The organism is Dryocola sp. LX212, assembly GCA_041504365.1.
In the GTDB taxonomy this organism is placed as follows: Bacteria; Pseudomonadota; Gammaproteobacteria; order Enterobacterales; family Enterobacteriaceae; genus Dryocola.
Window position 1 is genome coordinate 1,613,136 of the sequence record CP167917.1, and the last position, 20,600, is coordinate 1,633,735.

The 20,600-nt window shown below is 53.9% G+C and carries 16 protein-coding genes; 6 read left to right on the plus strand and 10 right to left on the minus strand.

Annotated elements, in window-relative coordinates; translation table 11 throughout:
* The first annotated feature begins 147 nt into the window (after window positions 1-147).
* From ldtD to ACA108_07725, 3 genes are all read left to right on the plus strand, one after another.
* Window positions 148-2,043: a L,D-transpeptidase gene (gene ldtD / locus ACA108_07715; protein ID XEX97381.1), complete on the plus strand. Its 1,896-nt coding sequence runs from the start codon at window positions 148-150 to the stop codon at window positions 2,041-2,043.
* Between the two features lie 182 nt (window positions 2,044-2,225).
* Entirely contained in the window at window positions 2,226-2,774 is a 549-nt protein-coding gene (locus ACA108_07720; protein XEX97382.1) for a DUF882 domain-containing protein, read from the plus strand.
* 40 nt (window positions 2,775-2,814) lie between these two features.
* Window positions 2,815-3,462 carry an MBL fold metallo-hydrolase gene (locus tag ACA108_07725; GenBank protein XEX97383.1) on the plus strand — a complete coding sequence of 216 codons (648 nt, stop codon included), beginning with the start codon at window positions 2,815-2,817 and terminating at the stop codon, window positions 3,460-3,462.
* Between the two features lie 43 nt (window positions 3,463-3,505).
* Here the strand turns inward: ACA108_07725 and ACA108_07730 are convergent, their stop codons facing one another.
* From ACA108_07730 to pncB, 4 genes are all read right to left on the minus strand, one after another.
* Entirely contained in the window at window positions 3,506-4,696 is a 1,191-nt protein-coding gene (locus tag ACA108_07730) for an amino acid aminotransferase (protein XEX97384.1), read from the minus strand.
* Window positions 4,697-4,884: 188 nt separating this feature from the next.
* Entirely contained in the window at window positions 4,885-5,958 is a 1,074-nt protein-coding gene (gene ompF, locus ACA108_07735; GenBank protein XEX97385.1) for a porin OmpF, read from the minus strand.
* Between the two features lie 596 nt (window positions 5,959-6,554).
* Window positions 6,555-7,955 (minus strand): asparagine--tRNA ligase, encoded by a 1,401-nt coding sequence (gene asnS, locus ACA108_07740; GenBank protein ID XEX97386.1) that lies wholly within the window; start codon window positions 7,953-7,955, stop codon window positions 6,555-6,557.
* 175 nt (window positions 7,956-8,130) lie between these two features.
* A complete protein-coding gene (gene pncB / locus ACA108_07745; GenBank protein ID XEX97387.1) occupies window positions 8,131-9,333 on the minus strand; it encodes a nicotinate phosphoribosyltransferase in 1,203 nt (400 codons plus the stop codon).
* 1,249 nt (window positions 9,334-10,582) lie between these two features.
* Between pncB and pepN the strand changes: the two genes are divergently transcribed.
* On the plus strand, window positions 10,583-13,195 hold the full coding sequence (gene pepN, locus ACA108_07750; protein ID XEX97388.1) for an aminopeptidase N: 2,613 nt from the start codon (window positions 10,583-10,585) through the stop codon (window positions 13,193-13,195).
* Between the two features lie 90 nt (window positions 13,196-13,285).
* Here the strand turns inward: pepN and ssuB are convergent, their stop codons facing one another.
* The 5 genes from ssuB to ssuE are packed head-to-tail and all read right to left on the minus strand — an operon-like array spanning window position 13,286 to window position 17,541.
* Window positions 13,286-14,056, minus strand: a complete 771-nt coding sequence (gene ssuB, locus ACA108_07755; GenBank protein ID XEX97389.1) for an aliphatic sulfonates ABC transporter ATP-binding protein — start codon at window positions 14,054-14,056, stop codon at window positions 13,286-13,288.
* A complete protein-coding gene (gene ssuC / locus ACA108_07760; GenBank protein XEX97390.1) occupies window positions 14,053-14,844 on the minus strand; it encodes an aliphatic sulfonate ABC transporter permease SsuC in 792 nt (263 codons plus the stop codon). Before ssuC ends, ssuB begins: the two co-directional genes overlap by 4 nt.
* 9 nt (window positions 14,845-14,853) lie before the next feature.
* On the minus strand, window positions 14,854-15,999 hold the full coding sequence (gene ssuD / locus ACA108_07765) for an FMNH2-dependent alkanesulfonate monooxygenase (GenBank protein ID XEX97391.1): 1,146 nt from the start codon (window positions 15,997-15,999) through the stop codon (window positions 14,854-14,856).
* Window positions 15,996-16,973, minus strand: coding sequence for a sulfonate ABC transporter substrate-binding protein (locus tag ACA108_07770; protein ID XEX97392.1), 978 nt, complete (start codon window positions 16,971-16,973; stop codon window positions 15,996-15,998). The genes ssuD and ACA108_07770 overlap by 4 nt, the downstream gene beginning before the upstream one ends.
* Entirely contained in the window at window positions 16,966-17,541 is a 576-nt protein-coding gene (gene ssuE / locus ACA108_07775; protein XEX97393.1) for an NADPH-dependent FMN reductase, read from the minus strand. Before ssuE ends, ACA108_07770 begins: the two co-directional genes overlap by 8 nt.
* Window positions 17,542-17,788: 247 nt before the next feature.
* Here ssuE and pyrD point away from each other — a divergent pair, with 247 nt between their 5' ends.
* Window positions 17,789-18,799, plus strand: coding sequence for a quinone-dependent dihydroorotate dehydrogenase (pyrD, locus tag ACA108_07780; protein ID XEX97394.1), 1,011 nt, complete (start codon window positions 17,789-17,791; stop codon window positions 18,797-18,799).
* Between the two features lie 158 nt (window positions 18,800-18,957).
* A complete protein-coding gene (locus tag ACA108_07785) occupies window positions 18,958-19,500 on the plus strand; it encodes a cell division protein ZapC (protein XEX97395.1) in 543 nt (180 codons plus the stop codon).
* Here ACA108_07785 and ACA108_07790 read toward each other — a convergent pair.
* The gene (locus ACA108_07790; protein XEX98048.1) at window positions 19,497-20,567 is read right to left on the minus strand and encodes a YcbX family protein; all 1,071 of its coding nucleotides are present in this window, start codon (window positions 20,565-20,567) and stop codon (window positions 19,497-19,499) included. The two genes, ACA108_07785 and ACA108_07790, sit on opposite strands and share 4 nt — an antisense overlap.
* Between the last annotated feature and the right edge of the window lie 33 nt (window positions 20,568-20,600).

The window sequence follows — 20,600 nt, forward strand, 5'->3', positions numbered from 1 at the left end:
TACGGTCCGCTTTTTTGATCGCAACAATATCTTAATGTTTAATTTTCTTTACATTTATGCGGGCAATTGAGTTTTACTGTTTATATACTGAGAAGAGAACCAGGCGAAACGCCGGTGACGATAAAACAGTAAAACAGGGGGCAAGGGATGTTGCTTAATAAATTGCACGGTTTTCGAGCGTCAGCCATTGGCTATTGCCTGGCGCTCAGTATGGCTCCGCTGTTTACAGGACAGGCGCAGGCGGAAGAACCTGCCATTGTGCCATCAGACAGCTCCGCTGTCACAGCAGAGCAGCCTACTGCGCTTGACGAGCCGTTAGCGCAGTCGACGGCAACGGCGACGATGGCAGGCACTATGCCGCTTAATTCCGCCTCGATGTCAGCGGCGCAAAGCCGTTCACAGTTGATCGCTCAGTTACCTTCCGGCTATACGCCCGTTTATCTCAACGCACTTTCCGCGTTTTATGCCGCTCGGGATATGAAGCCGATGTGGGAGAACCGCGACGCGGTGCATGCTTTTCAGCAGCAACTGGCTGAGCTTGCTATCGCTGGTATTCAGCCGCAGTTCACGACGTGGGTTGAACTGCTCACCGATCCGTCTGTGACAGGTATGGCGCGCGATGTCGTACTGTCTGATGCCATGATGGGTTACCTTCAGTTCGTGTCGGGCATTCCGACGGAAGGCAACCGTTGGTTATACAGTACGACCCCGTACAAAATGCAGACCGCGCCGCTGTCCGTTATTAATCAGTGGCAGGTCGCAATCGATCAGGGCACGCTGGTGAGCTTTGTTGCTACCCTCGCCCCTCAGCATCCGCAGTATGCCCATATGCACGACTCGCTGGTTCATCTGCTTGGTGATACGCGTCCGTGGCCGCAGCTGAACGGGAAAGAGACCCTCAGGCCGGGGCAGTGGAGCAATGACGTTCCCGCTCTGCGTGAAATCCTCGCCCGTAGCGGCATGATGCAGGCCGAGCCAGCTATTCCGCTGCCGGGTGACGACAGCACAAATCCCCGCACTGCCCCAGCGCTAAGCCCTTCCGCCATTGCGGTTGAAGGTGACGTTGAAGGTAATGCGCAAGGAGTGCCTGCCGCATCTGCCGGGTCGAAAAAGAGATCGGCTACTGCCGTGCGCAGTGCCTACAGCCGTGAGCTGGTAGAGGGCGTGAAGCGCTTTCAGAAATGGCAGGGGTTAGGCGCGGATGGCGCTATCGGCCATCTCACCCGCGACTGGCTCAATGTCACGCCGCAGCAGCGGGCTTCTCTGGTTGCCCTCAATATTCAGCGTCTGCGCCTGCTGCCGAATAAGCTTGATACCGGCATCATGGTAAACATCCCTAACTACTCGCTTGTCTACTACCTGAACGGCAGCGAAGTGCTGGCATCCCGTGTGATAGTCGGGCGTCCGGACCGTAAAACGCCGATGATGAGCAGCGCGCTAAACAACGTGGTGGTCAACCCGCCGTGGAACGTGCCGAATACGCTTGCCCGCAATGATATTCTGCCAAAAGTCCGTCGGGACCCAGGCTATCTCGACCGCCACGGTTACAGCGTGCTGCGCGGCTGGAGCAATAACGCTGAGGCCATCGACCCGTACCGCGTTGACTGGCAGACCATCACACCTGGCAATCTGCCGTTCCGCTTCCAGCAGAAGCCGGGCGCTCATAACGCGTTAGGGCTTTATAAGTTCAATATGCCGAGTTCTGACGCCATCTACCTGCACGATACGCCGAACCATACGCTGTTTCAGAAAGATGCCCGTGCGCTTAGCTCCGGCTGTGTCCGTGTCAATAAGGCATCGGAACTGGCTAACATGCTACTGCAAGATGCCGGCTGGAATGACGCAAGAATTTCAAGTCAGCTGAAAGCGGGAAATACGCGCTACGTGAACATTCGGCAAAAGATCCCGGTCAACCTCTACTATTTGACCGCTTTTGTGGGTGAAGATGGTCGTACCCAGTATCGAACAGATATTTACAATTACGATCTCACGGCGCGATCTGGTGCACAAATCCTCACAAAAGCCGGTCAATTGATAAGGTAAATGCAGTAATACTAATGAATTAGTTGTCGGAAGAGTGGTAATGCTCAGTCGGGCCCTCTGCAGGGCCCGGTTTTCTTGGGTTTTACTGCGCCTTGACTCCCCGTTCTTTGGCAGTTAAGGTGCGTGGCGTGCGCCCAAAGTGCATATTATTCGACCGTTATTTACCTGTAGACCTGGATATCATGGACAAATTTGACGCTAATCGCCGCAAGCTGCTGGCGTTAGGCAGCGTGGCCTTCGGTGCCGCACTGTTACCGACGCAGGCGTTTGCAACCCTCTCGACACCGCGCCCGCGCATTTTAACGCTCAACAATCTCCATACCGGTGAGTCGCTAAAGGCCGAGTTCTTCGATGGCAGAGGCTATATTCAGGATGAATTAGCTCGACTTAATCACTTCTTCCGCGACTATCGCGCGAATAAAATTAAATCCATCGATCCCAAATTATTCGACCAACTCTATCGCCTGCAGGGCCTGCTGGGCACCAATAAGCCCGTTCAGCTTGTCTCCGGCTACCGCTCGTTAGATACCAACAATGAGCTGCGCGCCCACAGCCGCGGTGTGGCCAAAAAAAGCTACCATACCAAAGGTCAGGCCATGGATTTCCATATTGAAGGGATTTCGTTAAGCAATGTACGCAAAGCAGCATTATCTATGCGCGCAGGTGGTGTAGGATACTACCCGCGAAGCAACTTTGTGCATATTGATACCGGGCCGTTAAGGCATTGGTAAAACTACGGAATCCGGCAGTAGTAGCCGGTAATGGAGCAGCATGAATTATCACATCATTCCGGTCACCGCTTTTGCTCAGAACTGTTCTTTGCTCTGGTGTGAAGAAACCCTTCAGGCAGCGCTGGTGGATCCGGGCGGCCAGGCAGACAAAATTAAGCAGGAAGTTGCGGATAAAGGCGTGAACGTCAGCCAGATCCTGTTAACACACGGACATCTGGATCATGTAGGCGCTGCGGCCGAACTGGCTAAGCATTACGGTGTGCCGATTATCGGGCCGGAAAAAGCAGACGAATTCTGGCTGCAGGGATTGCCCGCACAGAGCCGCATGTTTGGCCTTGACGAGTGCCTGCCGCTGACGCCGGACCGCTGGCTGAACGAAGGGGATAGCGTCATGGTTGGCAATGTCACCCTGCAGGTGCTGCATTGCCCTGGCCACACGCCGGGCCACATCGTCTTCTTTGATGATAAAGCGAGCCTGCTGATTTCAGGTGATGTGATTTTCAAAGGTGGAGTAGGACGTAGCGACTTCCCGCAGGGGGATCATGCGGCGCTGATCGACTCGATCAAACGCAAGCTCCTGCCGCTGGGGGATGACGTGGCCTTTATTCCCGGTCACGGACCGCTTTCAACGCTCGGCTATGAGCGCCTGCATAACCCATTTTTGCAGGATGAATTACCGGTCTGGTAAAGCAAAAAGAGCCGCATCAGCGGCTCTTTTTTATGTTTTTTGCTTACAGCACGGCAACGATGGCTTCGCACAGCGGCGCCATGTTGTCCGGGGTCATCCCCGCCACGTTAACGCGACCGGAAGCCACGGCGTAAACGCCAAACTCTTCACGCAGACGCAGCACCTGCTCTTTCGTCAGACCGCTGAACGAGAACATGCCGTTCTGGTTGATGATAAAGCTGAAGTCGCGGTTCGCGCCTTTCTCCTGCAGGGTATTCACAAACAGCTGGCGCATGCGGTGAATACGCTGACGCATATCGGTCAGCTCTTGTTCCCAGATGGCGCGCAGCGCATCATTACTCAGGATTGTTGCTACTACAGAAGCACCGTGCGCCGGTGGGTTAGAGTAGTTTGCGCGAATAACAGATTTCATCTGGCTGAACGCACGATCTACGGTGTCCGCATCAGCGGCAACCAGAGTACAGGCACCGACGCGCTCGTTGTAGAGGCCAAAGTTCTTGGAGTAGGAGCTGGCGACAATCAGTTCTTGATGCGTTGCTGCGAAAACGCGCAGGCCTTCAGCATCTTCTTCCAGACCACGGGCAAAGCCCTGATAGGCGAAGTCAAACAGCGGCAGCCAGCCTTTTTCCTGTGACATATTTGCGAGCGACTGCCACTGCTCAAGCGTAGGATCGATACCCGTTGGGTTATGGCAGCAGCCATGGAACAGTACCACGTCACCTGCCTGCGCACCTTGCAGACTGTCCACCAGACCGTCAAAGTCCAGCGAGTGGCTTTCTGCATCATAGTAAGCGTATTCGACAACTTCCAGACCGGCGGAATTAAACACGCTCTTGTGGTTTGGCCAGCTTGGGTTACTTACCCAGACGCGTTTTACTGAGGTGTTTTTTGCCAGGAAATCAGCCGCCACGCGTAGTGCGCCAGTGCCGCCGGGGGTTTGTGCCGTGCGCGCACGTTTTGCATCACTGATTGCATTACCTTTGCCAAACAGCAATTCCTGGGTGCAGCGCCCAAACTCGGGGATACCGTCAATACCAAGGTAGTTTTTGGTATTTTCATTTTCCAGCAGATAAGCTTCGGCTTTTTTAACGCTGGTCAACACCGGCGTTTTGCCGGTTTCATCCTTATAAACCCCAATGCCGAGGTTAATTTTGGTTGGGCGGTCGTCGGCACGAAACAGGTCGGCCAAACCAAGAATTGGATCGGCTGGGGCAGCGGTAATGTTCTCAAACATGACGAGGTTCCATTGTGATTTCGAAGGGACAAGCGTACTCAGGTTAACTGCTGTTTTCACAATTGCCAACCGTTTGCTACAAAAAGAAACTACCCACTTCACAACTTGGTTCTTTTCACTTAGCAGGCATAAAAAAACAGGGCCTAAGCCCTGTTTTTCTTATATTCAACAGAGAAGTTGTCGAATAATTAGAACTGGTAAACGATACCCACTGCGGTGGTGTCATCAGAACCCACGCCCAGTTTGTTGTCGCCATCGATCTGGTTAATGATGTAATCAGCATAGACCGACATGTTCTTGTTGAAGTAGTAAGTTGCGCCAACTTCAACGTAGTTGATGAAGTCTTCGCTGCCCACGCCTTCAACATCTTTCGCTTTAGATTTGTAATAAGCGATAGATGGACGCAGACCGAAATCGAACTGGTACTGCGCAACCATTGAGAAATCTTGAGTTTTGTTGGCATAGCCGCCGTCGATAACGGTGGCGTTACGGGTTTCGCCGTACAGGGCTGCCAGGTAGATGTTGTTAGCATCATATTTCAGGCCGGTTGCCCACTGCTCAGCTTTATCACCGGTACCACGAGACAGAGCCTGCTGTGCGTTGGTACGGTCTGCTGCGCCGTAACCACCAACGATGCCGAAGCCTTCGAAGTCATAGCTTAAAGAAGTCGCCCAGCCGTCGCCGTTTGAACGAGTTGGGATACCTGCACGCTCATTTTTACCCAGGTACTGAACGCCGAAGTTCAGGCCGTCAACCAGACCGAAGAAGTCGGTGTTACGGTAAGTCGCCAGACCGCCGGTACGGCCAGAGAAGAAGTTGTCGCTGCCGCTGGTGTCACCACCGAACTCTGGCAGCATATCGGTTACGCCGATTGCGTCGTATACCAGACCGTAGTTACGACCGTAGTCGAATGAGCCAGCGTCACCAAATTTCAGGCCCGCAAATGCCAGACGAGTTTTGTTACCAGCCTGCGCGTCGGCACCTTCAGAGTTGTTACCCTGGAAGTTATATTCCCACTGGCCATAACCAGTCAGCTGATCGTTGATCTGGGTTTCGCCTTTAAAACCAAGACGAGCGTAAGTTTTGTCGCCGTTACCCGCGTAAGCGTTATCGCCGTTATCTTTGGAGAAATAGTGCAGACCTACTGCTTTCCCGTATAAATCAACTTTGTTGCCGTCTTTGTTATAGATTTCTGCAGCGTTTGCTGCACCGGCTACCAGCAGAGCAGGGATAACCACTGCCAGAATGTTACGCTTCATCATTATTTATTACCCTCATTGGTTTTTTTGTGACACCTGCCACTGCCGTCAATAATTCTTTACGAAACCATTGATGAGAGTTTGGTGTCTTTCTGTATCTGTCAGGCATCTTTCCATTCATGAAACCGTTTCGCTAGCCTGAAAGTGCTACAAATATCGTAACTGAGTTACAAGAAGAAAATATGTGTAACTAAATGTTTATTTTACGGAACTTTGTGAACTAACTCAAATTTCCGCTTCGTTTGCTGAGTTAAATCGCTTTTCTTTGCATATATATATGAATTACTTATGTTTAATTTGCATAACTCAAAAAAAGAACGCTATTTCACATTTTTTTAGCATTTCTGAATATGGATTTTGGATGTCCAGATGTCTGTGCATCTTTTGCGCAATTATGCTAAGCAAGTGGTTTCGGCAAAAAGCATCACGTTTGTTGCGGTTGTTTTGTGAGTAACTGTGTCATGGACACAGTTAGTAACGTTGAAACGAGTGAAGGGGGTTGAAATTGACATTTGCTTAACTTCTGTTGAAGAAAAACCATGTCTGGACGTCAGATAAAAGAAAGGCCAGCAGAGCTGGCCTTGGAAGAGTAGAAAAAATCAGAACTGGGCGTTACGAGGCGTGCGCGGGAAAGGAATAACATCGCGAACGTTCTGTACGCCGGTCACATAGGCAATCAGGCGTTCGAACCCAAGCCCGAAACCAGAGTGCGGCACGGTGCCGTAACGACGCAGATCGCGATACCACCAGTAGTCTTCTTTATTCAGACCCATCTCAGCCATGCGGGCGTCCAGCACGTCCAGACGCTCTTCACGCTGGGAACCACCGATGATTTCACCGATGCCCGGTGCCAGCACATCCATTGCCGCAACGGTTTTCCCGTCTTCATTAAGGCGCATATAGAACGCCTTAATATCTTTTGGATAGTTTTTCACCACCACCGGAGCCTTGAAGTGCTGCTCTGCAAGATAGCGCTCATGCTCGGAAGAGAGATCAACGCCCCAGTAAACCGGGTTTTCGAACTTCTGGCCGCACTTCTCCAGGATGGCAACTGCGTCGGTGTAATCCACCTGCGCGAAGTCGGCGCTGATGAAGCGTTGCAGACGATCGACGGCATCTTTATCGACGCGCTCGGCGAAGAATTCCATGTCGTCCATGCGCTCGTCCAGCACCGCCTTGAAGACATACTTCAGCATGGCTTCTGCCAGTCCGGCCACATCGTCAAGATTTGCGAACGCCACTTCCGGCTCCAGCATCCAGAATTCGGCCAGGTGGCGGCTGGTGTTGGAATTTTCAGCACGGAAGGTTGGGCCGAAGGTGTAAACCTTTGAAAGCGCACAGGCGTAAGTTTCGCCGTTCAGTTGACCGGACACGGTCAGGAAGGCTTCTTTACCGAAGAAGTCTTTATCGAAATCGACTTTGCCCGCATCGGTACGCGGCAGGTTTTCCATATCCAGCGTGGAAACACGGAACATCTCACCGGCACCTTCTGTATCAGAAGCGGTGATCAGCGGGGTGGAAACCCAGAAATAACCGTTTTCATGGAAGAAGCGGTGCAGCGCCTGCGCCAGAGTATGACGAACGCGAGCGACGGCGCCAATCATGTTGGTACGCGGGCGCAGGTGGGCTACTTCACGCAGGTATTCAATGCTGTGGCGTTTTGCCGCCATTGGGTAGGTGTCCGGATCGTCAACCCAGCCCGCCACTTCAACCTGAGTAGCCTGAATTTCAAAGCTCTGGCCCTGACCAAGAGATTCCACCACTTTACCGGTGACCACTACCGAGCAGCCGGTCGTCAGGCGTAGCACGTCTTCATTGTAATTAGGCAGAGAATTATTGATGACGGCCTGTACAGGAGAGAAGCAGGAACCGTCGTAGACGGCGAGGAAGGAAATACCAGCTTTTGAATCTCTTCGGGTACGCACCCACCCGCGCACGGTGACTTCACTGTCAACGGCTACGCGGCCCTGGAGTACGTCGGCTACAGGCACAACGCTCATAGTTTTCTCTCTATTAAATGGTCAATGACAAAAATAAGTTACCCACAATTGGGGGATATCTATGTTACCTGTCACGCGCCATCAGACAAGCAGAAATCGCACTGCACATGAAGAAATAAAGGAAAGCGGGGCAACTCATGGGCCGTAATGATATGGCCCATGAGTATTATTTGAATCAGCTGGCTTTTTTGACCAGCGGTAAATCGAATGCTTTGCGCAGAGCGCGGACGAAGGCTTTATCGTGGCAGATGGTTTTTCCCGGGCTGTCAGAGAGCTTGGCAACGGGTTTACCATTGCATTCCACCAGCTTAATAACGATATTCAGCGGTTTGACCTGGGGGATATCGCAGGTCAGGCGCGTCCCAATGCCGAAGCTCAGATTCACGCGGGCGGCGAAATGCTTATAAAGATCGACCGCTTTCGTTAAGTCCAGGTTATCAGAGAAAACCAGGACTTTACTCATCGGGTCAATGCCCAGCTTTTCATAGTGGGCGATGGCTTTTTCACCCCATTCAACCGGATCTCCGGAATCGTGGCGTAGGCCTTGGTAGCGTGTGGCGAAGGCCAGATCAAAGTCGCGCAGGAAAGCATCCATCGTGATGCAGTCGGTCAGCGCGATGCCTAATTGATCGGGATATTCTTCCAGCCAGGCTTCAAGCGCCGCGCGCTGGCTATTTGCCAGAACCGGGCTGATCTGCTGGTGGGCCTGGAACCATTCATGCGCTTGGGTTCCCATAGGGGTAAGGTTTAGGCGGCGTGCCAGGTCGTAGTTGCTGGTGCCGATAAACCATGGCTCCTGCTGCAGCCGACCTGCAATCGCTTCCTGCACTTCTCGCGAGAAGCGGCGACGCGTGCCGAAATCCATCAGGCGGAACGCAGACATATCGATGTCCGACGTCAGTTCGTTGAACTGTGCCAGTTTACTTTCAAGATGATCCAGGGCCATTTGCGTCGTGACAACTGGGGAGCGGTGCTGATGCACCACTTCGCTGATGACGGCCAGCAGCGGCACTTCCCACATGATAACCTCACGCCAGGGTCCGCTCAGACGAATGTCGAGATGACCACCGTTATTGGTGATGACAACCTGGGAAGGGTCATAGCGGAAATCACGTAGCCAGGCGAGGTAATCTGCTTTAAAGAAGGGCAGCCCCTCAAGCCAGGCAAATTCCTCGTCGCTGAGCGCGAGGTGTTGCATGTGGTCAACCTGATGACGGATAGCATCTGCATTGATACCCAGCAGATCGTCACCGCGGCAGCGAAACTCAGCGGCCACGCTCACGTCATAATATCGGTGAAACACCGCCTGCTGCATATGAAGCTTGTAGGCGTCAGTATCCAGTAGCGTTTGCAAAATCGGGGAAGCGTATCGTGTCATGGCGCGTTGCAGCATCCTCTCACAGGAGCGTTTCCATCAAGGGGTAAATGCAGATAAAGACGCAGGAGTATACCCTGATTATCTGTTTATTAAAGCCAGATCACAACACAAGGCTCGTTTCGGGTCGAGGGCATTTCGTGCCGCATGTTAAAAATTTGTAGCGTAAAAGCGCATAACCCTTTGAAATTAAAATGCACGTATTACGCAATTTCCCCTTTTGAGACTCTGATGAAGCCCATGAAGAGCGCTGCTGGTTCATGCGGCAATTGCACCTTACAGCCCGCATCCGGAGAGCACCTCATAGCCAGGCGGGTCCGGCCACTGATGTTTGTTAATTAGCATGGGATAAAGGAAAAGTGAATCCAGGTTAGTTTTTAGCCGTTACTCCGTAAGGGCAATTTTGCAATAAACAGTGCGGCCTTCTACAGCACTTCGTGATTAATGGGTCTTGATTGCCGGGACAATCCGTATTTGTTTTAAAAGATTCCCAAAGTTGCATTGTGAAAGGGAAGGCGTGGATGAATTCAATTTCGGTTATCCTGTCGTTGACAATGACTCCGAAGGGGCTGGTGGCAACGATATTTCCTTCCCGCAAAAAGTAATCACCCCGATACCATAAAATGAGCCTGAGATTGCTAGTTGATATCTGAGCAAATGACGTCCCTGTTTTTGGGCATGCAAGAGTATGATTAATCTTCCACTCCATCAAATTAATTTCTCAAAAATCATTAATAAAATCAATCCATTTACCCCATGTCATTGACGGTAACACCTGACAAATATGTTTCCATGATTATTTAAAGTTATTTCTATTGCTTACTAAACTTTTGCTTGTTGAAGAAAGTTTACAATATAAGGTTGTTATTTATACGGGATTTTCTTGTGTCGCAAATTAAAAATAAACAGAAAGCATAATAGTTAAAAAATTGCTATAAAGGCGGTTGGTTTACGTGCTGATTAAATATCAACCATCGATAACGATATATTTCCTGAGTGGGATTTGAACAGGGTGATAATTATTGACTGGCGCAACCGTTGACGTTTAACAGCGGCAATCAAAATCGATCACATTCGTTCACCGCTACTTTTTTGCACTGGTTAAAACCTGGGCTGGTTGCCCATCGCGAAGATTATTGTGAAGTAAATGGGCACATCCGAAGCGAGCGTCCTGTTCAACGTTAGTCTTAAGGCTTATTCTAAGGATCTTCCCTGATAACGTATTTGCCACAGACGATGTATAAGGTTTTTTATGACACAACAGCCACAAGCCAAATACCGCCACGACTACCGTGCGCCGGATTACACGATTAGTGACATCGATTTGACCTTTGACCTGGATGCCGCAAAAACCCTGGTCACCGCCATCAGCAAAGTCAGCCGCCAGGGCGCTGCGGACGCCGCCTTACGCCTCGACGGCGGCGAACTGACGCTGGTCAGTATTCACGTCAACGACCAGGCCTGGGAAAATTATCGTCTGGAAGAGAGCACGCTGGTGCTTGAACAGCTGCCAGAGACCTTCACGCTGACTATCGTCAATGAAATCAGCCCGGCGACGAATACCGCGCTGGAAGGGCTGTATCAGTCCGGCGAAGCGCTTTGCACCCAGTGTGAAGCAGAAGGCTTCCGCCATATTACCTGGTATCTGGACCGCCCGGACGTGCTCGCGCGCTTCACCACCAAACTGATTGCAGATAAAATCAAATATCCTTTTCTGCTTTCCAACGGCAACCGCATTGCTGAAGGCGAGCTGGAAAATGGCCGCCACTGGGTACAGTGGCAGGATCCGTTCCCAAAACCTTGCTACCTGTTCGCGCTGGTAGCGGGTGATTTCGACGTGCTGCGCGACAGCTACAAAACGCGTTCCGGCCGAGAAGTTGCGCTGGAGCTGTTTGTCGACCGTGGCAACCTGGATCGCGCCAGTTGGGCAATGACCTCGCTGAAAGCCTCCATGAAGTGGGACGAAACCCGCTTTGGCCTCGAGTATGACCTCGACATCTATATGATTGTCGCCGTCGACTTCTTCAATATGGGCGCCATGGAGAACAAGGGCCTCAACGTCTTTAACTCCAAATACGTGCTGGCCCGCGCTGAAACCGCAACGGATAAAGACTATCTCGATATCGAACGCGTTATCGGTCACGAATATTTCCACAACTGGACCGGCAACCGCGTGACCTGCCGCGACTGGTTCCAGCTGAGCCTGAAAGAGGGCCTGACCGTATTCCGCGACCAGGAGTTCAGCTCCGATCTGGGTTCACGCGCGGTTAACCGCATCCAGAACGTCCGCACCATGCGCGCGCTGCAGTTTGCCGAAGACGCAAGCCCGATGGCGCACCCGATTCGTCCGGACAAAGTCATTGAAATGAACAACTTCTACACCCTGACGGTGTATGAGAAAGGTTCAGAAGTGATTCGTATGCTGCACACGCTGCTGGGTGAAGAAAACTTCCAGAAAGGCATGCAGCTGTACTTTGAACGCCACGACGGCAGCGCTGCGACCTGCGACGATTTCGTGCAGGCGATGGAAGATGCTTCAAACGTAGACCTGTCCCATTTCCGCCGCTGGTACAGCCAGGCGGGCACGCCGGTTGTTTCCGTGCGTGACGACTACAACCCGGAAACCGAGCAGTACACCCTGACCATCAGCCAGATGACGCCACCTACGGCGGAGCAGCAGGAAAAACTGCCGCTGCATATTCCATTCGACATCGAACTGTATGACAACGAAGGCAAAGTCATTCCGCTACAGAAGGGCGGCCACCCCGTTCATCACGTGCTGAACGTGACGCAGGCTGAACAAACGTTTGTTTTTGATAACGTCTATTTCCAGCCGGTACCGTCCCTGCTGCGCGAGTTTTCAGCGCCGGTCAGGCTGGAATATAAATGGAGCGACCAGCAGCTGACGTTCCTGATGCGCCACGCTCGCAATGATTTCTCCCGCTGGGACGCAGCACAAAGCCTGCTGGCAACCTATATCAAAATTAACGTCAACCGCAGCCAGCAGAAACAGCCGCTGTCGCTGCCGCTGCATGTAGCGGATGCGTTTCGTGCCATTCTGCTTGATGAGAAGATCGATCCGGCGCTGGCGGCAGAAATTCTGACGCTGCCGTCTCAGAACGAAATCGCCGAGCTGTTCCAGAAAATCGACCCAATCGCCATAGCGGAAGTGTACGAAGCCCTGACCCGCACGCTGGCGAGCGAACTGGCGGACGAGTTCCTGGCGATCTACAACGCTAACAGGCTGGATGCGTATCGCGTTGAGCATGCTGATATTGGCAAACGCGCTCTGCGTAATACCTGCCTGCGCTTCCTGGCCTACGGTGAGACAGCGCTGGCCGAGCAGCTGGTGCGCGCCCACTATGAAAGGGCTGATAACATGACTGACGCCATTGCGGCACTTTCCGCAGCGTCGGCCGCTCAGCTGCCATGTCGTGAAGAGCTGATGGCGCAGTATGACGAGAAGTGGCATCAGGATGGACTGGTAATGGACAAGTGGTTCGTGCTGCAGGCGACCAGCCCGGCGGCAAATACGCTGGCGAAAGTGCGCGAGCTGCTTCATCACCGTTCATTCAGCCTCGGCAACCCGAACCGCATCCGTTCCCTGATTGGTGCATTTGCGGCGGGCAACCCGGCGGCATTCCATGCGGTTGATGGCAGCGGCTATCAGTTTATGGTGGAGATGCTCAGCGATCTGAACCGTCGTAACCCGCAGGTAGCGTCACGCCTGATCGAACCGCTAATCCGTCTGAACCGTTACGATGCAAAACGTCAGGAGATGATGCGCGCGGCGCTCGAGCAGCTGAAAGGCCTGGAGAATTTGTCCGGCGATCTGTTCGAGAAAATCAGCAAGGCGCTGGCATAATATTTGTTGGCAGGTGGATGACGCTGACGCTTATCCACTCTACATTTGAATTACGTAGGTCGGGTAAGCGTAGCGTCATCCGACATTAAGCTAACCGGTGCGCACCGAGCGCGCCGGTTCTTCTGTTTTTCGCTGCATGACCCTGTCCAGCACCTGCGACTCCAGCTCCGCCAGCTTCACCGATCCCAGACGGCGCGGCCTTGGCAAATCCACTGTTAGATCCAGACCAATCCTGCCATCCTCAATCAACAGCACCCGGTCGGCCATTGCCACGGCTTCGCTGACGTCGTGCGTTACCAGCAGCACGGTAAAGCCGTGTTCCTGCCAGAGCGAGACGATCAGCTCCTGCATCTCAATGCGCGTCAGGGCATCAAGCGCGCCAAGCGGCTCGTCCAGCAGCAGCAGGCCGGGGCGATGGATCAACGCCCGTGCCAGAGCCACACGCTGTTTTTGACCTCCTGAAAGTGCGGCAGGCCACTCTTCAGCCCGGCTTTCCAGACCGACAGCTTCAAGCGCGCGAAATGCTGCGTCTCGCCAGTTCCCTTTCAGACCCAGTCCGACGTTATCAATCACCGATTTCCAGGGCAGCAGGCGCGCGTCCTGGAACATCATACGAGTGTCGTCCTGACTTTCACGCAGGGGGACGTTGCCCGCCAGCAGCGATCCGGCATTCGGGTTTTCAAGGCCTGCCAGCAGCCGCAGCAGCGTACTTTTGCCACCGCCGCTGCGCCCGACAACCGCAACAAACTGCCCGGCAGGAATATGCAATGCCAGCTCGTTCAGGATTGTTTTATCGCCGTAGCGTTTGGTCACGCCGTCGAGCAACAGAGGCGTACCCTGATTAATACGTGCGGTATTCATATGCTTTCCTCTTTGATCTGGTAGGCCGGATGCCAGCGCAGCCAGACGCGTTCCAGCAGCTGTGCGCTGACGTCAGCCAGTTTGCCGAGCAGGGCGTAAAGAATAATGGCAACCACCACCACGTCCGTTTGCAGGAATTCACGGGCGTTCATCGCCAGGTAGCCGATGCCGGAGTTCGCAGAGATCGTTTCCGCCACTATCAGCGTCAGCCACATCAGGCCGAGGGCGAAGCGCACCCCAACCATGATCGAGGGCAGGGCGCCGGGCAGGATCACCTGGGCGAACAGGCTAAATCCGGAAAGACCGTAGCTGCGGGCCATCTCCAGCAGCCCCTGGTCGATATTTTTGATGCCATGCCAGGTGTTGATGTAAATCGGAAACAGCGTGCCGAGCGCCACGAGGAAGATCTTCGCGCTTTCGTCGATCCCGAACCACAGGATCACTAGGGGGATCAGCGCCAGGTGCGGCACGTTACGCAGCATCTGAATTGACGTATCCAGCAGGCGTTCGCCCCAGCGGGACAGGCCGCTGATCAGGCCCAGGATCAGCCCTAAGGATCCGCCGATGCTGAAGCCGATCGCGGCGCGCCACGAACTTATCGCCAGATGCTGCCACAGCTCACCGCTGGAAGAGAGGCTCCAGAACGCAATCACCACGCCCTCCGGTGAGGGCAGGATGCGTGTAGACAGCCAGCCGGTCACGGATGCCAGCTGCCAGACAACCACAATCACCACCGGCAGCGCCCACGGGGCGAGACGATGCAAGAGTTTACGGGTGCTGTTGGTCATGGGAGCTCCTTAACTTTGCGCCACTTTGCGGGGAATAAAGTCGTTGGCGACGACTTCGCCTTTCTCGCGGTGCTGGCGCGGCTGCGGGATCTCGGGAATAGCGACGTCCAGGTGGGGGAAAAGCAGTTCGCCCACGCGATACGCCTCTTCCAGATGCGGATAGCCGGAGAAGATAAAGCTGTCGATACCCAGCGCGGCGTACTCGTTGATACGGGCGGCAACGGTTGGTCCATCGCCGACCAGCGCCGTTCCGGCACCGCCACGCACCAGGCCAACGCCCGCCCACAGGTTAGGGCTGATTTCAAGATTGTCACGCTTGCCGCCGTGAAGGGCTGCCATACGATGCTGGCCGACTGAGTCGGTACGCGCAAACGCAGCCTGAGCTTTGGCGATGGTGGCATCGTCGAGCTGGGAGATTAGCCGGTCTGCTGCCTGCCAGGCTTCTTCATTGGTTTCACGCACAATCACGTGCAGGCGGATCCCGAACCGCACCGTGCGGCCGAGCGCAGCTGCTTTGGCGCGCACCTGCTCGATTTTCTCTTTCACCAGGTGCGGCGGCTCGCCCCATGTCAGGTAAAGATCAACTTGCTCTGCCGCCAGATCCTGTGCCACATCCGACGAACCGCCGAAGTAAAGGGGCGGGCGCGGCTGCTGCACCGGCGGGAAGAGCAACTTCGCTCCTTGCACCTGAATATGTTTACCTTCGTAATCGACCGTTTCGCCTTCCAGCACGCGACGCCAGACGTGGGTAAACTCTGCCGAGGCCTCGTAACGTTCGGTATGGTCAAGGAACACACCGTCGCCCGCCAGCTCCTCAGGGTCGCTTCCCGTGACCAGGTTAAACAGCACGCGGCCATTGGAAAGCCTGTCCAGGGTCGCGGCCTGGCGGGCTGCAACCGTAGGGGAAACGACGCTCGGGCGTAGCGCCACAAGGAACTTCAGCCGCTGGGTAACGGGGATCATGGAGGCGGCCACGAGCCAGGCATCTTCACACGAGCGGCCCGTCGGGATCAGCACGCCGGTAAAACCAATTCTGTCTGCCGCCTGCGCTATCTGCTGTAGGTAACCGTGGTCGGTGGCGCGGGCGGCATCGTTGCTGCCTAAATAGTGCCCGTCGCCGTGGGTAGGTAAGAACCAGAAGAGGTTGAGGCTCATGATTTATCTCCTTTTGCGGTGCCGGTCGGCTGCCAGATGCGGGTGCGAATATCGACTTTTTTCGGCACTAAGTGGTTGTCGTAGAAAAGATCGGCGGTCTTCTGCTGCTTTTCTGCGGTTTCTGCGCTGACCGGGGTGATGTCGGTCGGCGGACGATGGTCAAAATAGGTGGCGATCACCGGCTCCGGCAGGCCCATGGTCCTGGCAAGTAAGGTCACGCTTTCCGCGCGCTGCGTTCGGGTGAGATCGTCGGCATCGCTGAACGTTTTCAGCACGCCTTGCAGAAACTCTCCGTTCTTTTCGGCGTAAGGACGCGAAGCAAGATAGAACGATCCTGTCTGATTAAGTTCGCTGCCGTCTGTCAGAACACGCACGCCGCCGTTCAGCAGCGCCGCAGAGTAGTAGGGGTCCCAGATAGCCCAGGCATCAACATTACCCTGCTGGAACGCGGCGCGGGCGTCGGCAGGCGACAGATAAGCAGGCTGGATATCAGTAAATTTAAGCCCGGCTTTCTGCAGGGCGCGCAGGACCAGGTTGTGTGAGCTGGAACCTTTCTGGAAGGCAACTTTATGCCCTTTAAGATCGGCAACGGTTTTCAGCGGGCTGTTCTCCGGAACCAGAATCACTTCGGCTTTCGGCTTGGCGGGTTCGGAACCTACGTACACTAAATCCGCCCCGGCGGCCTGGGCAAAGATCGGCGGAATATCCCCGGTGCTGCCCAAATCGACGCTGCCCACGTTCAGGGCCTCCAGCAATTGCGGTCCCGCCGGAAATTCGATCCACGAGAATTTAGTCTGTGGATAGCGCTGCTCCAAAAACTGATGGCTTTTCGCCAGTACCATGCTGACCGACCCTTTCTGATAGCCAATACGCAGCTGGTCGGGCGCTGACGGCGCGGCGCTGACCGTTCCGCTCAGGCTGAGCAATCCAGCGAAGGCTAACCAGGGGGCATTTCGTTTGAGCAGATTAAACATAGGCGGCTCCTTGCTGAATAAAAGGTGAGGCGACGGAGAAGTCCCTGCGGTGCAGGGCCTGCCAGAAGGTTTCCAGCGCCGTATCCAGCCGCTGTTGCAGATTCGGGGTAAAGGCGGGCTTGTGCTGGTAGTCGGCAATCTGGCTATCGTCGGCAAACACGCCGTGCAGGATCTCCTGAGCCTTCAGCGCGTTGAGCACGGGTTTCAGAGCGTAATCCACCGCCAGCATATGGGCGACGGTGCCGCCGGTAGCCAGCGGCAGGACTATTTTCTTCTCCAGCGCACGTTCAGGCAGCAGGTCGAGCAGCGTTTTTAACGCTCCGGCAAAGGAAGCCTTATAGACGGGCGTAGCGATGATCAGGCCGTCCGCGCCCTCCAGCTGTTCAACCAGCGTTTTCAGAGCCGGGCTGTCAAAGCGGGCATAGAGAAGATCTTCCGGCGCAAAATTTTGCAGATGCCAGTGGCACACCTCAATATCCAGCGCGCTGAGTTTTTCACGAGCGTATTCCAGCAGCGCGCTGGAGCGGGACGGAAAGCGCGGGCTTCCGGCGAGAGTAATCACACGCATCTTAGCTCCTTATAACCTTTTGTTTGCTTACTGTTAACTTTGATAACAATTGGAAGGATAGTGGCAGAGGCGCGTTATTCATTTAAATGATTTATCTGGTTAACAATTGCTAAAAAACGCATAAGAAGTGGAGGGAAGAGAAAACGATTGCGTGGATTCGGGCTTTTTTGTTGCAGGTCAATTCCATTCATCAGCGTAATCGATAATAATACGGCCCCGGTTTGCACACCGGAATCCAGGAGAGTTCATGTACTACCCCTTCGTTCGTAAAGCCCTATTCACGCTCGACCCAGAGCGCGCTCATGAAGTGACATTTCAGCAATTACGTCGTGTAACAGGTACCCCGCTTGAATGGCTGGTGCGTCAAAACGTGCCGTCTAAGCCGGTAACCTGTATGGGGCTGACTTTCAAGAACCCGCTTGGTTTAGCCGCGGGGCTGGATAAAAACGGGGAATGCATTGACGCCTTTGGCGCGATGGGCTTTGGTTCCATTGAGATTGGTACCGTTACGCCTCGCCCGCAGCCGGGCAATGACAAGCCGCGCATCTTTCGTCTGGTAGAAGCCGAGGGGCTTATCAACCGCATGGGCTTTAATAACCTGGGCGTTGATAACCTGGTCGAGAACGTTAAAAAGGCCCACTTCGACGGCGTGCTCGGGATCAATATCGGTAAGAATAAAGACACTCCGGTGGAACAGGGGAAAGATGATTATTTGATCTGCATGGATAAAATTTATCCGTATGCCGGTTATATTGCGATCAATATCTCTTCTCCGAATACTCCGGGATTACGTTCACTGCAATACGGTGAAGCGTTAGACGATCTTCTTGGCGCGATCAAAATTAAGCAGCAGGCGCTCCAGGAATTGCATCATAAATATGTTCCGATCGCCGTTAAGATCGCCCCGGATCTTTCTGAGGAAGAGTTGATCCAGGTAGCCGACAGTCTGGTTCGCCATAATATCGATGGGGTCATTGCGACCAATACAACTTTAGACCGTAGCCTTGTGCAGGGCATGGAGCATTGCGACGAAACGGGGGGCCTGAGCGGTCGTCCGGTGCAACTTAAAAGCACGGAAATTATTCGACGTCTGTCGCAAGAATTAAATGGCCGCTTACCCATTATTGGCGTCGGGGGCATTGATTCGGTGATTGCCGCGCGTGAAAAAATGGCGGCGGGTGCCTCACTTATTCAGATTTATTCCGGTTTCATATTTAAAGGCCCGCCGCTGATTAAAGAAATCCTTAACCACCTGTAAGGGATTTAGGACAACCGGGGCTTTATTTTCCGCCCTGGTTGTTTTATATTCCGTGGGTGTTGCTTAATTATACATATTAGTCTTTTATTATAGGGCTGTTAATCAGGCGGCGATAAGGATGTTTTAAGTTTGCGGAAAAGACAAAAGGGTAAGTCATTATGCGGATAAAACCGGACGATAACTGGCGTTGGTATTTCGATGAAGAGCACGATCGTATGATGCTCGATTTGGCCAATGGTATGATTTTCCGCTCTCGTTTCCCGCGCAAGATGCTAACCCCGGATGCCTTTGAAAATGCAGGCTTTTGCGTAGATGATGCGGCGCTGTTTTTCTCCTTTGATGAGAAATGCCGCGATCTGGATGTCAGCAACGAGCAGCGTGCCGAACTGGTTTTAAATGCGCTGGTGGCTATTCGCTACCTTAAACCCCAGATGCCAAAAAGCTGGCACTTTGTCTCCCATGGAGAGTGCTGGCAGCCGTTACCCGGCGATGCAGCCTGCGTCTGGGTGAGCGAAGATATGCAGCAGGTGAATCTGTTGGTCGTTGAAACCGGCGATAACGCCGCGCTGTGTCTGCTGGCCCAGCCCGGTCTACAGCTTGCCGGGCGTACCATGCAGCTTGGTGATGCTATCAAAGTGATGAATGACAGACTAAGGCCCCTGCCGCCCGGCAACAGCCTCAGTCTTGACCAGGCCGTTTAAACCTTTTCCAGCTTCACATCTCCATCCGGTACGCAGCTACAGCATAGAATAGTGCCGTCTTCCCCGGTGGCCGTTTTCTTCAGCGCTTTTACTTCACCTTCCACTAAGCGAATCCGGCAGCTCCCGCAAATGCCTGCCCGGCAGGAATAGGGAATACGGATGCCCTGTAGTTCCAGCTGCTCAAGCAAAATCTGTTGGTTGTTGCCGCGGAAGCTTTGCCCCTGCCAGCCAATTGTCACCCTGCTTTCCTGCTGCTCGAACGGTTCACTCTCTTCGTCTACTGCGCCTGCGCCATACACCCTGGCCGGCTTGCTTGCCAGTACTTCCAGCTCATCGCCGACGCGAATAATTCCGCTGCTGCGGGCGATGAGGTTCTGGCCAAAATCAACGTCGCCGTTATCCTGGGCGGTGCGGAAGCTTTGCAGCGTCCTGAGCGGTTCGCCGCTCGGATGCCTGCGGCCGCGATCCGGGCTTACGGTGGTAAAAATGCAGCGACTGCACGGCTTGGCAACGTCAAAGGTAACGCCTCCGATGCGCACCACCTGCCAGCTATCTTCGGCCCACGCCTCGGCACCTGTGACCACCAGATTGGGGCGGAACTGGATCATTTTGACGCTGGCCGGACAGCGGTTTTGCAGGTCGCGCAGCGAAGCTTCGTTGGTTAACAGGAAAGGAAAGCCATCGGCAAAAGAGAGCGGGACCTCTTCGAAGCGTTTAACACGGCGCGTTGGCTCTTCGCCCACCCAACGCAGCTGTACCGGGCGTGAGAAAAAGCCGCTGAGCCAGCTATTAATATCTTCCGGGGCGATAAGCGCGGTGAAGTGATTACCCCACACTTCTGTTGCGGCAGGAGTAGGCAGGAAGTCAGCAAAGCGGATCGCCGCCGAGCTGCCGTCCGGCGCGCTGAGGTAAAGTCCATCATGCTGAATGGCCGGCGTAAACAGCACCATTTGCGGATACTGACGTGCCGTAATAAAGGTGCCATCCGGTTCGGTGATCATAAATATACGATCAAAGGCCAGACCGCTGGTGGCCAACTGCGCGTGAGACAGGGCCAGCCCGCGCATGGATTTAACCGGATGAATATAGAGTTGGGATAA